Raw genomic sequence first — 15,271 nt, 5'->3', positions numbered from 1 at the left:
GCTCACACCGTAGACGGCTGCCACCTGTTCGTTGTCCCAGCCGTCGAAAGCGGCCGATCCACTGAGAAGTCATCATGGGGTGGGGGCCTTGCGGCTGGTGGTGAGGAGCTCCTGGATGAGCTGTTCGGTTTCCAGCTCCAGGTCGCAGTCGAGGGCCTGCGTGACGTGTTGGATGCGGGTGATCGCGGTGTGCAGGCCGGGCCGGTTCCCGGCCGTCCATTCGACGATCAGCCAGTCCCGGTAGAGCAGTTCCGCTGTCTCGTCGACGTCAAGGCCGGTCACGATGGCTTTGCGTGCGGCGCCGAGATCGTGGTGAAGGCCTTTTTGGGCGCGGTGGGTGGCGACCGTGTGGGCGATGTCGATGATCCGGGTGGTCATCTCCTGCTGATGCGGCTCGGCCCACGCCGGCGCCCGAGTACCGAAGGGACGACCCCGCACGAGGGACAGTGCTTCCTCTAGGTCCGCCAGCCCTGCCGGACCCTGGGGGAGTGCCCGTTCGGCGAGTTGGACGAAGCGGGTCCAGTCGCAGCGCACGCCGCCGGCGAGCGTGTAGGGGTCGTCGCCGTTGCGGCGGCGCGGCACGTACGCCTCGCCGTCCGGATCGTTGCCCAAAGCTCGGCGCAGACCCTGGAGACGGGCGTTGAGGGTGGACGTCGACCACGGACTGATCGGGTCCATGTCGGCGCACAGGACGTCGGCAGTGCGGTTGGGGCGGAAGTAGAGCAGTGCAGCGAGCTGAGCGGTGCGCGGCCCGTGACCGGTGCGGCCAAGACCATCCACGTCCACCGGCCCCAACACCCGGATCTCCGGTCCGCCGCTGTCCCGCGAGACGCTCGCGTCACCAGCGCCCTCATCAGCGGGTGCCTGGGCCTGCGTTCGTTGTGCGGCGCTGATGTCTGCCTCGCCTGTGCTCGCCTCTTCGGCCATCTGCAATGGCTCGATGCCGACGGTGGTGGCAGGCGATGCCTGCGGCAGGGACAGCGCGGCGGGATCGGCTGAGGCCTTCAACAGGGCAGGGAACACAGCATCGTCGGTGTCCGAGCCGGCTGCTCCTGAGCGGTCCCCGGCCGGTGGGGAAATCGTGCTGTTGTCGCCAGGCAGTTCCTCCGGCGGGCTCGGCTTGGCCGGCCCCGTGGCGCTGGGCTCGCCGGGAACGTGCTGCCAGACTCCCTCCGCTTCGTGGGGCGGCTGCCCGGAGACAGCGAGGGCGGTGATGATCTGCTGGTAGGCGGCGTGTTCCAGGCGCTGCACGGTGATGTCGATGCCCAGCGGGTCGAAGCGCTGCGGTGTCTGCGCGGAGACGGCGAGGATGTCCGCCTCGGGGAAGTGGCCGGCGGTGGTGCCGGTCGGGGCGATCAGCGTGACCGGAATCTGCGGGGCCTTTCCGAGGACGTCGGCGAACTGCCAGGCCGTGTCGTCGTCCAGCGCTGTCGAACACAGCACCACGTAGGGGTGGTCGGCGGTCTCGGGCATCTGGTGGACCTCCAGCAGCCGCTCGGTCAGATCGCGCAGCGCGTGCGCGGGCTGGCGCATGTGCGCGATCCGGGAATTCGGCAGCAGGTGTGGGAGGTCCTCACCGAACCCGACGGCGACGACCTCGACATCCCGCGCCCACGGGCTCATGCCCAACTCCAGCGCCAGCGACGTGCACACCTCGCTGATATGCACAGGATTGCCGTCCAGCAACACGACGGGCAGCCGGGCGAGATCGGCCAGGACGAGATCACCGGACTCCGTGCTGCCCACCGTGACCAAGGCCGGGCACGGCGCCGCAATCGTGCGGGCCTTCTCCTCGTCCAAGAGCTCGGCGCCGGTGTCGAGCCGCCACCAGCCGGCTGCACCCGCCACGAACGGCACCTGCGGTGCGGACGCGAGGTCATCGGGCAGCACATGGGCGGTGCGGGCATCCAGGCGCGCAGCCCGCAGGACAGGCACGTCCCGACCGTCCCGCTCAGCGGCGTGGACCATCGTGCGCAGCACCACGTCCAGGCGAGCCACGCCGGAGGGTTCGGCGGCCGCCGCGAGCTGCGCCTCGGCGGGCGCGGTCTGCGCTGTGATGGCGATCGTCTCGCCCGGCTCACGGCGCCGGCGCTGCAGCGTCCTGCGCAGCGCGAGGGCCGCAGTAACGGCGGCCGCCAACAGCGCGCCGGCACCCACAACGGTGCGCAGATTCAGCAGGCCGCTGGCCGGGGCGGGCTCGGCGCCCTCAGGAGAAGGGGTGGCGGGCTGCGATGCGGGGGCGGCGGGCTCCGCCGACTCGTGCGGGGCTGCGCTGGCCGACGGTGTGCTCGGAGCTGACGACTTGGGCGCAGGGCTCTGGCTCGGCGTCGCCGCTGGCATGTCGTCCTGCTCGCCGGCGCCCTCGGAGGGCTTCTGGTCGGGCGGAGTGTGTGACGCGGACGGCGGCTCGCTGCTGGCGCCGTCGCTGACCTGACGGTCCGCGGACGGGCTGTTCGGGTCGGGGCGGGCGCCCGGCACGGTGACGTGCTGGCCCGCGTAGATCACGTCGGGGTCGGTGATGGCCGGCAGCCCGTCCGGTTGCCGCTGGCCCTTGTTGGCCTCGAACAGGGCGGGCCACGCGCCGCCGTCGCCGACCTCGTTCTCGGCAATCTTCGACAGGGAGTCACCGGAATGGACCGTGACGACGTGCTCGCCCTTCTCGGCGGCCACCGACGCACGCCCCTCGGTCTGCGCCCGCAATCCCTGGAGCCTCGACCTTTCGGGCATGGTCAACTTCCAGCCCGGCTGCAGGAAGCTGTTGGACCGGAAGACGTGCCCGTCGGCCATGGCATGTCCCTCGTTGAGGTCGGCGATCTCCCGCCACCGTTCCCCGTCGCCCAACTCCCGCTCAGCGATGCTCCACAGGCTTTCCGCCGGCCGTGTCTCGCGCACCGTGTACGACGGACTCGCGTCTGTGGCAGAGACATGCGCGTCCTGGCCTGCACGCGAGGCCTGCGAGCTCGGGGATGCCTGACCGGGGATGCGAGCTGCGGTGGTGGCCGGAGATGCCTGAGCGTCGGAGGCGAGGGCAGAACTGGTCGGCAGCAGGACCAGGATGCTGCCGACCAAAAGAGCAGCGGCGCGCTGCGAGGCGCCCAGCCCGCGCGGGGCATGCCAACGACGGCCGCGCAGCTGCGCGACCAGCTCCCGCAGCGCGCAGAACGTGAACTGCGCCCACCCGATCCAGCCGACCGCGACCAGCACGAGCAGGAACACAGCCCCGGTGTCCTGCCGGTCCAGCAGGTGCGCCAGGTCGTCGTGGCTGGACGCCCAGATGACCGGGGTGGCCCAGGCCAGCAGCAGCGGCAGCCCGCCGACCGCGGCCGCCAGGACGAGCAGACTCACGCCAGCCTTGAACAGCCGGCCAAGGGTGCGGGTGCGCATCAGTTTCCTTCGTCGGGTGCTGTGACGCCGTGCAGGAGGGTGGCGGTGGCGTGGCCGGTCACCGGCAGCGAGCCGATCCCGACGGCCGACAGGAAGGCCGTGTCGCTGGAGCCGTTCACGGTGACAGTGACGCTCTTGCCGTCACCGGACACGCTGACGGTGCCCGTGGCCCCGACGGAGCGCAGATAAGCCTGCGCGGCGGCCATCGCGTCCTGCGGGTCGGCGACGATCGCCTTGCCCGTGACCGCCTGGGCGGGATCGATGGCCTGCCCGCTCGCCCGGGCGGCCTCACCCGCCACGTAGTCGGCGCGTTCGGTGGCGGCCATCTTCGCCCCGCCATCGACGGCGACGCCGATGATGGCGATCAGCGCGAGGACGCACACGGCGACGAACACCGTGACACCCCCGCGGTCCTCGCGCGCGCTGGGACCTACCGCACACCGGAAGATCATCAGACCCCCCGTGTGCGAAAGGTGTCGGGTTTGCGGGGTGGGTGCGGGTGGCGGGTTGTGGGGTGTGAGCTGGTGTTTCGGGGTTCGCCCGGCTGGGCGGTTTGCTTGGGGGATGGTCGGGATTTTTGACGGTTCGCCTGTATTCAGGAGTGGAGGTGCGTCGGCGGGACTCGGGGGTGGTGGGTGTGGTGTTGCGGGTGGTGCGGTCGTTGTCCGACCGTAACGGCGGTTTGGTGGGGGTGGGGGAGGAGTGGTTCGAGGGGGAGTTGGTGGACCGGTTCTTGCTGGCCGGGGCGGCGGCGGGGATTTCGGACCGGTCGTTGGCGGAGGACCGGTCGGTGCTGCTGGCTTTCGCGGGGTTCGCGGGCTGCCGGTTGTGGGCGGTGCAGTGTGGGGAGGTGGACCGGTTCCTGGTGTATTTGCGGGGGCGGGGGTGTGCGCGGTCGACGGTGTATGACCGGGCGAACACGATCGCCCGGTTCTACGATTTCCTGCTCGAGCGGTACCAGAAGAGGGTCTATGACCGGACCGGGTGGGTGGTGGTGCAGCCGGTCGATGAGTTCAACCGGCCCCGCCACACCGGCTATGGGTCGGTGCGTGTCCCGCCGGCCCGCGGTGAGGTGGAGGCTTTGTTCGAGGGGTGGCGTCATGACCTTGCCGGGGCGCGGAAGTTTCTGCCGGCGGCCCGGAACTATGTGGTGGCGTCGCTGTGGCGGCGGGCGGGGCTGCGGATCAACGAGTCGGTGATGCTGGATGTGGGGGACTGGCGCCCTGATCTGGGTGCGTTCGGCAAGCTCCATGTCCGTTACGGCAAGGGCAGCCAGGGCCGCGGGCCCAGGGCACGCCTGGTGCCGGGGATCGATGACGTGGATGTGCTGATGCGGTGGTGGCTGGCCGAGGTCCGCCCGCAGTTCGGCCTGGACACCGTCGGCCCGAAGGCTCCGCTGTTTCCCAGCGAGCGCCGCACCATCGGCGGCGCTCACGCCCGGGTGGGGGCCCACACCCTGCGGACCGCTCTGGCTGCCGCGGTGGAGCGGTGGCTGCCCGGCTGGACGGGCCGGCTGACCCCGCACGTGCTGCGGCACTTCTGCGCGTCCTCGCTCTACGAGCGGGGTCTGGATCTGAAAGCGATCCAGGAACTGCTGGGCCATGAGTGGCTGGCCACCACGACCCGCTACATCCATGTCCGTGACGAGCGCATCGAGCGGGCGTGGGTGCAGGCCAATGCCCGCTTGACGGCGCGCCTTTCCGGAGCGGTCCGGTGATGCGCTGGAACCTGCGGGCCACCGCGGTCCGGCGCGGGATTGTGAGTGCGGCGGAGCTGCGCCGGCGTCTGGCCGGGGCGGGCCTGATGGTGAGTGCGGGCAAGGTGTCGGGGCTGTGGACGGGCACGCCGGTCACGATCCGTCTTGATGACCTCGGCGTGCTGTGTACGGTGCTGGCCTGCGAGCCGTCGGATCTGCTGGTCCGGGAACCGTCCTCGGTCTCGGCTGTCGCGCAGCCGCCTGGGCAGGCTTTCCTGTCCGCTGCGGCCCGGGATTCGGCTGCCGGTACGGCGCCTGGTCGGGCGTTTGTTCCTGCGTCCGGCCGGTCTGTCGGCGCTGTGGTCTGTCGTTCGGTGCCGCCAGCGTGAGCGGGGCGCGTGGGCGCAGGGCCTTGTGCACGGCGTGTGGGGTCCGGTTGCGGGCGATGGCGCAGGTGGAGTTCTGTTTTCCCTGCTGGCCCGGCGGCCCGGTCACCTCGCCGCCGTGTCTGCGCTGCGGATCGCGCAGCCTCTACTACACCTCCGGCCTGTGCGAGCGCTGCCATCCCGCGGCGGTCCCGCCCCCGGACTCCTGCCGCAACTGTCTGGCCTGGGGCGCCACCCGTAACCGTGGCTGGCTGTGCAAGGGCTGCGCCTCCTGGTGCCGCAAACACAGCGCGGCGGCCGCCTGCCGGGCCTGTCGGCATCACTCGGTCCTGGATCCCGATGAGATCTGCCGGCTGTGCCGCAAACAGACCTCCCAGGTACCCGCCACCAACCGGCGCACCGACTGGGAACAGGTCTGCCGCACCGGTCAGCAGCTCTTCCTGGCCGACCTGTTCTCCAGCCGCGGCCGCGGCCCGTCCATCCTCGCCCCCGCCCGGCGCCGCCCGATCGTGCCGCAGCCTCCACGTCCGGTGCCCTTCGTCCAGCCTGCCCTGCTGGAGGTCACCCGCACTGTCCGGTCCCGCGGATACAAAGGACTCGCTGGGCGTGCCGATCCCGAACTGGCCGCGTGGACTGATCAGTTCACCTGTCAGCGTGCCGCCCGGCACGGGTGGAGCCGCGACACCGTCTGGCGGGTGCGGACCGGCGTGAACATCCTGCTCGGCTTCCAGACCGTGCCCGGCGCAGGGATCGCCGCCACCGACGTCAGCGTCCTGGCTGAGGCCAGACTGCCCGTCGCGCTCGTCACCGGCGTCCTCGAGGACGCCGGCCTGCTCCAGGACGACCGGATCCCCGCCGCCATCGCCTGGACCGAACAGCGCATCACCCACCTCCCGCCCGCCATGACCATCGAGATCCGCGCCTGGCTGCGCATCATGCGCGAAGGAAGAACCACCCGCCCCCGCCGCCGGCCCCGCACCGACACCACGATCAGACTCCACCTGTACTGGGCGCTGCCCGCCCTCACCCAGTGGGCCGCCGAGGGCAAGACCTCACTGCGCGAGATCACCCCCCAAGACGTCCTGGCCGCACTGCCGCCCTCCGGCACCCCCCGCGCTTGTGCAGGAAAGGGACTGCGCTCCCTGTTCCACGTTCTAAAAACCAGCCGCCTGGTGTTCACCAACCCCATCGGCCAGATCCCGACCGGCACGGCCCCCTCGAAGATCCCGATGCCGCTGTCCCTCCAGCACATCCAGGACGCCCTCACCTCGCCCGATGAAGCAACCGCCCTGCTCACCGCCCTGCTCGCCTTCCACGGCCTGACCGCCCACCAAGTCCAGCACCTGAAAATCACCGACTTCCACGACAGCCACCTCACCCTCGACGGCCGCCGCGTACTGCTGGCCGAACCGGTCCTGGACCGCGTTGCCGCCTACCTCGAGCACCGCCGACGTCACTGGCCCACCACCCAAAACCCCTACCTCTTCATCCACTTCCGCAACGCCCACACCACCGCACACGTCGGCAACCGCTGGGTCAACCAGCGCCTCGGACGCGACCTCACTCCCCGCAAGCTGCGCGACGACCGCCTCCTGAACGAAGCCCACGCAGGCGGCGGCGACGCCAAGCACCTCATGGAGCTGTTCGGCCTCAGCACCCGCGCCGCACAGCGCTACACCACCACCCTTGAACACCCCGACCTGCGGACCAGGCAGCCCAACATTCCGGCTCCCGCACCGCAGGCATACCCCGCGGCCCCGGCCACCGCCGTGCTGCCGGCACCGGAAGCGGACCGCCCGTGAGCGGCGGCGATAAAGAGCAGCGGCTGCCGGGCCGGCCCTTGCTGCACCCGGTGATGCCTTCGGCGCCGTGATCCTGCGCGTGCGCCTGCCTGGAGGCGGCCGCCATTGGAGGTCCGTAAGTCTTTACGGAGCTCGGGTGCTGAGCCGCGATGCGGGGCGCGGCCGCGCCTGTCGGGTGCCGGCCTCGTTTCCGGTGTGGTGGGCAGATGCGAGCCGTTCGGCGGACGTCGGGGGGGACAGGTGTTCTGGATGGCCCGCGAGGCGGGGGAGCGGCGAGAGCAGCGGCTGAGACCGGCCAGGACGACGGCAGCGGCGGCATCGTTCATCACCCGGATGCGCTCACAAATGCGCCGGGGTGGCCGGCCTCCCCGGCGCATTTGGCATCGTGCGGCACGAGCCCCGCCGTTGTGCCCTTGGTTCTTGGCTGCGCCCGGCGGGCCACCGGAAGTCCCTTACGCGTCGACTGGGGCGGGGTGCTGAGCTGGGATTTTGTCAGGGGTGGGGCTGGCTGGTCAGGTGTGGTCAGTTTCCGTGGGTGCTGGTCGGGTTCGTTGAGTGTTGCTATGTGATGGTTGCGGTGTTGGTGGGGTGGTTGAGCCAGTACAGCGCGGTGTCCATGTGGCGTGGGGTCCAGCCCCGGATCGGGGCTGGGGCAGCGGCCAGGAGCTGGTCGATCGTTTCGATGTAGCGGCTGTAGCGGCCGGGTGCGTGGCTGAGAGTGATGCCGAGGGCGCGCAGTCCGTTGTGGGCTCGGCGGTCGTAGATGGCCATGCGGTCCGGTGCGGCTGCTGTGAGGACGGCGGATGCGAGGGCGTCTCCGGTGCGGAAGCCGGGCAGCGGGGCGAGTGCTGCGCGGCCGGCTTGTGCGGCTGCGCCGCGGCTGAGGGAGGTGTCCCGGGCGGCGGCCGTGGCTGTGGCGGTTGCGCGGCGTACGTCGGTGTCCGGGAGGGCCATGAGTTTGGCGGCCCAGGGCGTGTCGGCTCTGAGCCGTTTCCACATCAGCAGTGCTCCGATGTCGGCTTTGCCGATGTCTCCGCTGTCGCATGCGCGTTCGGTGACGTGTTGCAGCGTCTCGTCGTAGTGCGGGCTGACGGTGTCGGTGTAGGCCTGGCGGGCGGAGGCGAGGCGCTGCCACTGCTCGGGTGCGAGGGTGAACGGATTGTGTGTCACGGCCTGATGCTCCGTCTTGTCTGGCGGCGTGGGTTCGCGCGGTGGTCAGCTGCTGCTGGGGGTGTCGCCGCCGCGGTGTTGGCGGAGTATTTGGAGGATGCGTTCCCGGTGTTCTTCTTCGGGGTTGGTGGGATCTGCTGCGGGGGTGTCGAGGAGTGGGCCGAGGCGGCTGTGCAGCGCTTCGAGGCCGATGAGGGCGTCGAGGCTTTGCAGGGTGTCGTTGTCGATGAGGGGGAAGGGCGCCCGATCGGGCGGGAGGAGAACGGCCAGGAGGCCGAGCGGGGTCCACTCCTGGTCGAGGCGCTGGTTGATCCAGGTCCGGGCGGCCTCGGGTCCGGTATGGCGCCATGCCCAGATGAGGGTGATCTCCTGCTCGGTGAGTTCGTGGACGGGCCGGCTTGCGGATAGGGCGAGGTGCTGTGCGATCTCGTGGCTGATCAGTGAACGGGCTTCACTGATCCAGTCGGGGATGGCTGCTGCCTGTGTGTGGTCTGGGCTGTCGGAGTCGTCGCGGGTGGTGGTGACGCGTTGGAGGGTGCGAGCAGCCAGGACGGCTCCGTCGGGGGTCTCGGACATGGTCTTGAGGATGGCTGGCCGGTCGGGCTCGGCAAGGTCGGTCAGGAGGTCTTTTGCGAGGAAGTCCATGGCGCGGTCTGCCGTGAACAGGCCGAAGACTCCTTGCGCAATGGCGGTGAGGTGGCCGTACTGCTGGGCTGCTGCTTCCAGAAGCGCGGCGGCCGGTAGAGGAGTGCCAGCGACGCGTTTGTACTGGATACGGCGGGTGATGCGCTGGGTGTCGTCGCGCAGCCGCAGGAGCAGTTCGCCTGCTTCGGCGCCCGGGGCACCGTCGGCCAGTTGTTGCAGGGCGGCGTCGAAAGTGTTCTCGGGAAGGTCGTCGTCGGGGATGCCGAAGACCATGTACCGGTCGAAGTAGTCGATACTGCCGATGCCGCGCCGCAGCGCGATGGCCTGGGAGTTGGCGCCATGGCCGAGTGCTTGGCGAAGCGGGGCGAACAGCATGCCCATCAGGCCGATCACGTCGTCCAGGTGCTGCTTGGCGACGCCCGCTTCCTGGAGCCTGGTGCGCCAGCGGTCAATGCGCTGTTCTGGCCGTTCGTCGCGGAGGGAGGGCAGGTCGAAGCTGGTGCCGGTGAGTTCGGCTCGGTGCTGCCACAGCAACTGGTAGGCGCGGGGCTCGCTGGTGCGCAGGAAGGTGACGAGCAGGAAGTCGACGTTGCCGGCGAGCTGGCCGAGGGTGGCGTCCACCTGGCCGAAGAACCGCTTGATGGCGCGCGGCGTGCGCAGCCGGGCTTGCAGGTGTCGGTAATAGGCCTCGGAGAGCCGCTGCTGCTCGCCCGGTGTGAGGTCCAGGCTGTGCGAGGCGAGGACTGCGGAGAGGGAGCGGTCGACCAGGGTGTCGGCGTCGCGCTCGCGGAACGCGGGAAGGTCCAGCCGGACCTGGATGATCTTTTCCAGGAAGTCGCGTGCACGGGGCTCGCTGTTGCCGACCAGCTCACTGCGTTGCAGGACGTCCAGAAGGGTTCGTTCATCGAAGCTGATCAGGTAGTACACGTTGGGTAGATGGCCTACCAGGCGCACCAACTTGAAGACGACGAGGAGTTCTTCAGGGGTGAGGCGGTCCAGGTCGTCCATGACGACCAGGACCGGGCGGCCCGCTCTGCGCAGGGCTTCCTCGGCTTTGTGCTTGGCCGCGGATGCGCTCGTGTCGCCGCTGATGCGGTTGCTGACTTCGTGGATCAGCCCCTCCGAGTCCAGGCCGAAGAGAGCGGTGACTTTTCCAAGGGGGCTGATGGCCTGCCCGAAGCCGCCGATCTTCTGCCTTGCGTCGGACCACCGTTCATCCTTGGGGAGGGCCTCGCGGATCTCGCTGAACAGAGCCAGGGTCAGGGACTCCAGATCGGAGTACAGCCACGGGTTGAGTTCCGCGACCAGCCAGTCTTCGTCGTTGTCCGCCTCCCGTAGCCGACGTGTCACCTTGCCGAGGACGCTGGATTTTCCCGAGCCCCAGGGGCCGATCAGTGCGAGTACGCCGGTTTCGGTCTGGGCCCGTACCCGGTCCAGCAGGCTGATCACATGCTGGGCGTACTGCCCGTGCCCGAGCAGGTCAAGCCCTTCCTCGTGGTCGAGGAAGGGCTCGTCGTTGAAGAAGTACGCGTCGGCCATCTGCCCATTGTCGGGACAGGACGGGAGCAGGGTACGGGTGTTGGCGGTGTTCAGCCCGCGACGAGTTCGGCTGTGGTGAGGAGGTGTTGTTGGTGGGGGTGGGTGCGGGCGTGAGCTCGGTCATGTGGGGTGAGGGCGGCAGTCCGGCGCGCGGGCGCGTTGTTTGGCCTGGTTGCGCTGGCTGAACAGCCACATGCCCAGGGGGTAGCTGTCGTGCCGGGTGTCAGGGGAACGGCGAATCGGGGCGGTGTCGGCGGGCGAGCGGTCGGCGCCGGCAGGGGCGCCAAGGCGTCGCGGAGGCCGCCGCGCCTACCGCTCCACCTCGGCGCACACCTCGTCCAGCCGCTGCCGACTCACGGGCGGGGGCAACAACTCCGGTCTCAGATCCACAGCCGAATTATGTCCGTCCGTGCCGACAAGCCCGAGCCGACTCCTACCTGAAGCCCCTTGTGCGCGGGATCCCGCCCATCTGCTCCCGCCGAGGGCCCGCCGCAGAGGTCCTGCCAAGCTCCACGCCGACAAGGGCTACGACTACGACCACCTGAGGAGATGGCTCCGGGGCCGCAGGATCCGGCACCGCATCGCCGGCTGCTGCACGAGGTGCGTGCGGGCACGAGCTAGCCAGCCCTTAGCCGCAGTCCGCCTTCCTTGTCGTCCTGCGCACCGCTGGGAGCTTACTGGGGTTCGGTGCTGCCAGGTTCGGGGAACATTGAGGACTTCGTGAGTGGCGAGCCCTTCAGGCACGGAGTGTTCGCGAGCACGTTCGTCTCGCCGGAGCCCTTCACGTAGGAGACGAAGATGGTGAATCCCCCGAACTTGCCCGGAGATGTGTAGCGCCTTCTTTTGTCATGGATGCGCCATCCGCCCATGGTCCAGCCCTGCTTCTGGAGATCGGCTCGGACATCCGGGCCAACGTCCGCAGACCCGGCCCCCTGAAGGAGCGACATGGTTACCGTGTGTCTCGCGGTGCCCGGATCCTGGCAGTCAGGAGCGGTCTCCACTGCGGGATGCACGGCGCTGATCGGGGGCGGTCCTGACTTCCGTGCGGCCGTGGTCACCTTGAGCAACAGTTCGTGGAGGCGCTCATCGGCTTGGTCGAGCGCGGTGGCCGTAGTCAATGACTGCGTGGTGGCCGGAGTTGATGACTGCGTGGTGGCCGAAGTCAATGGCTGTGCGGTGGAGGTGGGGGAGGCTTGTGAGTCCGAGCAGGCTGTGACCAGGGCAAGAGTTCCCAGAGCGGCACATATGGATACTCGACGTCGACGCACGGTTTCCCCTAGATGATCGCAAAGAGAGCTGATGGTATCTCCAGAGGATCGGCCGGGCTGGGGGGCGTCCGAGGCAGGCCATCGCTACGCGAACCTGGTGGTTACCTCGCTTCAGTGGGTGACCTGGTCGATGATCGAGTGCCGCAAGCCTCGGCGTAAGCCGACGCCCGGGACGGCACCCACCCCCTTCACCCGCGGCACGGTGATATGGACGGGCACCCCCAGGACCCGGGGGTTGAACGCAGCAGGATCTCGCGGCCTCGTTCCGATGCCCTTCGAAGGGCATCGCGAACCGCCCGTTGACGGCTGCGCCTTGTCTGGCCGGCGAAGTACGCCGCTCCTACCGCCCGGCCGGACGGGTACGGCCGTGGAGCAGCTCCATCCCTACGACGAGCAGCAGCTGCTTCCCGGCCTGGTCGAACTGTTCCTGGAGGGTGGGCTCGCGAAAGTTTCTCATTCGCCGTTGCGACCTATCTCTTCATCCATGGACTGCCGGGCAGCACCGAGATGTTCGGTGCTGCCGCCAGCGCATGGGCGGCAGTTATCGCGTTTCCGCCCGTCCGGTAGGAACTCCGCGAATACACAGGAACGCATCGGCCGGACTCACGAGTCCGGCCGATGCGCGTTCTTGTGCCGAAGCACGGTCCGCGACCGTCAGCAAAAGACGCACCACCAGGTAGCCCGATCCCTGCCAGAGCATTGCAGGAACCGGGCTACGGCTGAGAACCCAACCCCAGGGGCAGCGGAAACCAGGTCCTCAGCACTCGCACTTCCGGTTCGAGGCCCGACTGCGCGATCTCCAGTGAAACGACCGGCTGCCTACAGACACGCCACTCCGAGCCCGCTGGCGTCTCCACGTCAGGATGGCGGCGGGACTACCAGCGCATGCCGAGCGCATCGAGTTCGGTCCGGCGTTCTGGGGTGAGTTTGTCGGCCCTCCTGCGTGTGTTGTCGAGCCACCCGCCAAGCCGGAGGCCGACGAAACTCTCCGTCGTCGCCCGCCATCTCTTCCACGTGCCTTCTCCCACGCGGAGATGACCTTCACGGGCATGGAACTGGCGGGTGGCGGCGAGATGGGTGGCCCACCGGTGGGCCTGCGTCCGTCGTGCTGGCTGTGCCGCCGCTTCCTGCGGTGTGATTGGCTCGAGGCCGAGGACGCTGTCGAGGAGCCACTGCTGCGCCGGCGCCAGCTTTGTCCCAACCGGTCCGCTGCGCCGTGGTCCAGGCGCCGTGGTCCAGGCGCCGAGGTCTTCGCCCTGGACGAGGACTTCGCCTGCCCGTGCGGGCAGTGCCCCGCCGGCACGCAGGTGCGTGAGCGTCAGATGGAAGCCGCGTTGTCAGTCGATGTCCCAGGCGGTGCACCAGGCCGGGTCGATCGCGTCCAACGCTTCCAGACGGCTCTCTGGTAGCTCTCCGGCCGCAGATACTGCGGTCTCTCCGTACGCGCGCCGTTCGGCGTTCTCACGGTCTTGCGGGTTGCTGCGCGCTGGTTCTTCAGCCGTACCCCAAGAGCCACCCCATCCCCGCCCCAGACCGCGGTGACAGGCGGGACCAGGTGCCCGTGGACCGCGGCGTAGTCCTGCGCGACGGCGAGACCGTCAGCCCAGGCGGTATCCCACGCCGACCACACCATCGCAAGCGCCTCGAGCTCCACAACGCGCTTGGCCTCCAGCGTGCCGGCCGCGTAGGAGCGCCGGACATCCGCCAACCACCGACCCAGCGGATACCCGCCGACCCCCCACTCCTCCGGGGCCACGAACACATACGGTACCCGCGGCTCGACGCTGCCGGTCTCGCGCAGCCATCGCGTTGCGGTCTCGACGCTGCGACGCCAGTGCGCGGCCTCGGGGTCGATGATCCGCAGCTGGATGAACGGTGTCAGCGTAAACGGATCTCGCTCCTGACTGAAGCGGAGCGCACGGGCCGCAGTTGAACTGACCCGTGCAAGGGCCCCGCTCCTGTTTGCCGTTCTCACCTTCACTCTCGAACTCGCCCTCTCCATCATTTTGTTCGAGTCCGAGACGGCTGTTGCGGATGCGGGGATCGGTGAGTGCCTCGATCGTCTCCGTATCGTGTGCCCGCAGCGCTCCGAGGACCTTCGTGAGGGCTGAGCGAGTTCGAGGTCAGTATTTCGTTCGGATTCTCGTCCGGTCCGAGGAATACCGGGACGATCAGTGTCGCCAGCTTCCCCGTCCCGGGCTGCATGCGCAGCGCCTGTCCGACTTTCTGCACAATATCGATCATGGGCCCGTGCGTATTCGCGAAAAGCACAGAATCACACTCGGCCGTGTCGACCACTTCCCCACTAACGTGAACAGAACTCAACGCATTCAACGTAGCCTGAACATCTCGTCTCTCGAATTCTGGTCCTCCGGGAAAATCGGATGCGAATTCCTCCAGCACTTGGCGGCGGTGGAGGGGAGCGTGCTCGGCCATACAGGCAGTCCGCCTACCCCCGTTCTGCAGGAGGGAAGGTGCGGGGTTGTCCTCGGCGAGGCGGGCCGCGGGGGCCGGCACTCCGGCCGTCATCGCCTCCGCCTCACCCACCTGGCTGTGAAACGCCAGCACACGCCGGAACTGCTCCTCGACTACTGCGCGCATCAACCCGGCCTGGACCGTGGCCAGTCGGGTCCCGCGCAAGGCTGCGGACCGGTGTCCTCACGGGTTAGGGCGGCGTAGAGGTCGGGGTCGCGGATATGTCGAGACACAGCACCTGATAGGGCGCCACCAGCCCCCGCTGCTTCGCATCCGAGCCTGAGCTTGTAGGCGACGGGCCCAAATACGGGAGAGTCCTTCTCCAGGCTCGCCACCAGTCGCGGGGTGCCTTCCTCGGCTTCCCAGATGTGGGCTGCATGGTGAGCGCTGGTGCGGCAGGGATGCCGCTGGGTGTCGGCAACACGTGGGCCTGGTTGGGGGTCTGACATCCCCCCTGCTGCTGCTCCTCCGGCCGGTGAAGGGAAGGGGGGCGGTCGGTGTCGGGCGCGGTGCGGCGGGGGAGTGGGGGGCGTGGCGGCTGGCGCCGTGCTGACGGCCCGTGAGGGGCCGTCGGGGGTGTGGGTGCCCGGAGGGTGCCCACAGCTCCTCACGCACGCTCTGACGGTCCCTCACTCCCGTGCCGGTCCGGTCGGGTTGGGCCCGGAGGGCTCAACCCTTCCCGGATTCTGTGGACTTCAGTCCTCCACGGAATCCGCTCTCAACTCTCCTTCCCTTCCAGGGAATTCGGAGAATTCCTGATTCACCGTCAATTCGTGCCGGAGGCACGCAGGTTTATAAATTCCGCCCGGAGGGCGAATTCATAAACCGCCGCCGGAGGCGGAATGCTTTTCGCGCGGGGACGCGCGAAACGAGCGCAGCGAGTATTCGGCTGCCGGAGGCAGAGCG

The 15,271-nt window shown here is 69.0% G+C and carries 9 protein-coding genes and 1 pseudogene; 4 read left to right on the top strand and 6 right to left on the bottom strand.

Annotated features, from left to right (window positions below):
• Window positions 1–72: 72 nt before the first annotated feature.
• Window positions 73–3,384 carry a hypothetical protein gene (locus ABZX90_RS41880; protein ID WP_355213510.1) on the bottom strand — a complete coding sequence of 1,104 codons (3,312 nt, stop codon included), beginning with the start codon at window positions 3,382–3,384 and terminating at the stop codon, window positions 73–75.
• Window positions 3,384–3,836 (bottom strand): pilus assembly protein TadG-related protein, encoded by a 453-nt coding sequence (locus ABZX90_RS41875; protein WP_355213509.1) that lies wholly within the window; start codon window positions 3,834–3,836, stop codon window positions 3,384–3,386. Before ABZX90_RS41875 ends, ABZX90_RS41880 begins: the two co-directional genes overlap by 1 nt.
• 176 nt (window positions 3,837–4,012) lie before the next feature.
• Here ABZX90_RS41875 and ABZX90_RS41870 point away from each other — a divergent pair, with 176 nt between their 5' ends.
• From ABZX90_RS41870 to ABZX90_RS41860, 3 genes are read left to right on the top strand one after another with little or no spacing between them, the layout of a single operon-like run.
• Window positions 4,013–5,101 carry a tyrosine-type recombinase/integrase gene (locus ABZX90_RS41870; protein ID WP_355213508.1) on the top strand — a complete coding sequence of 363 codons (1,089 nt, stop codon included), beginning with the start codon at window positions 4,013–4,015 and terminating at the stop codon, window positions 5,099–5,101.
• Window positions 5,101–5,469, top strand: coding sequence for a helix-turn-helix transcriptional regulator (locus tag ABZX90_RS41865; RefSeq protein WP_355213507.1), 369 nt, complete (start codon window positions 5,101–5,103; stop codon window positions 5,467–5,469). Before ABZX90_RS41870 ends, ABZX90_RS41865 begins: the two co-directional genes overlap by 1 nt.
• Window positions 5,470–5,525: 56 nt before the next feature.
• Window positions 5,526–7,268, top strand: coding sequence for a hypothetical protein (locus ABZX90_RS41860; RefSeq protein WP_355213506.1), 1,743 nt, complete (start codon window positions 5,526–5,528; stop codon window positions 7,266–7,268).
• Between the two features lie 561 nt (window positions 7,269–7,829).
• Here the strand turns inward: ABZX90_RS41860 and ABZX90_RS41855 are convergent.
• Together ABZX90_RS41855 and ABZX90_RS41850 are read right to left on the bottom strand one after the other, a co-directional pair.
• Complete coding sequence (locus ABZX90_RS41855; RefSeq protein ID WP_355213505.1) at window positions 7,830–8,438, bottom strand: hypothetical protein; 609 nt, start codon at window positions 8,436–8,438, stop codon at window positions 7,830–7,832.
• A 45-nt stretch (window positions 8,439–8,483) separates the two neighbouring features.
• On the bottom strand, window positions 8,484–10,622 hold the full coding sequence (locus ABZX90_RS41850; RefSeq protein ID WP_355213504.1) for a P-loop NTPase fold protein: 2,139 nt from the start codon (window positions 10,620–10,622) through the stop codon (window positions 8,484–8,486).
• A 490-nt stretch (window positions 10,623–11,112) separates the two neighbouring features.
• On the opposite strand from ABZX90_RS41850, the pseudogene ABZX90_RS41845 reads away from it, so the two are divergent.
• Window positions 11,113–11,208: pseudogene (locus ABZX90_RS41845) on the top strand (IS5/IS1182 family transposase); the annotation flags it as partial.
• 1,557 nt (window positions 11,209–12,765) lie between these two features.
• On the opposite strand, the gene ABZX90_RS41840 reads toward ABZX90_RS41845, so the two are convergent.
• Window positions 12,766–13,029, bottom strand: a complete 264-nt coding sequence (locus ABZX90_RS41840; protein WP_355213523.1) for a helicase associated domain-containing protein — start codon at window positions 13,027–13,029, stop codon at window positions 12,766–12,768.
• Between the two features lie 179 nt (window positions 13,030–13,208).
• Window positions 13,209–13,871, bottom strand: coding sequence for a helicase associated domain-containing protein (locus ABZX90_RS41835; protein ID WP_355213503.1), 663 nt, complete (start codon window positions 13,869–13,871; stop codon window positions 13,209–13,211).
• Between the last annotated feature and the right edge of the window lie 1,400 nt (window positions 13,872–15,271).

The organism is Streptomyces sp. NPDC002935 (assembly GCF_040611295.1).
In the GTDB taxonomy this organism is placed as follows: Bacteria; Actinomycetota; Actinomycetes; order Streptomycetales; family Streptomycetaceae; genus Streptomyces.
Note: the sequence above shows the minus strand (reverse complement) of the source record. Positions and strands in the feature narration are given on the sequence as shown.

Excerpts from the sequence above, each read along its gene's own strand:
- ABZX90_RS41880 (WP_355213510.1), bottom strand. The coding sequence starts at position 3,384 with ATGCGCACCCGCACCCTTGGCCGGCTGTTCAAGGCTGGCGTGAGTCTG.
- ABZX90_RS41850 (WP_355213504.1), bottom strand. The coding sequence starts at position 10,622 with ATGGCCGACGCGTACTTCTTCAACGACGAGCCCTTCCTCGACCACGAG.
- ABZX90_RS41865 (WP_355213507.1), top strand. The coding sequence starts at position 5,101 with ATGCGCTGGAACCTGCGGGCCACCGCGGTCCGGCGCGGGATTGTGAGT.
- ABZX90_RS41860 (WP_355213506.1), top strand. The coding sequence starts at position 5,526 with ATGGCGCAGGTGGAGTTCTGTTTTCCCTGCTGGCCCGGCGGCCCGGTC.
- ABZX90_RS41875 (WP_355213509.1), bottom strand. The coding sequence starts at position 3,836 with ATGATCTTCCGGTGTGCGGTAGGTCCCAGCGCGCGCGAGGACCGCGGG.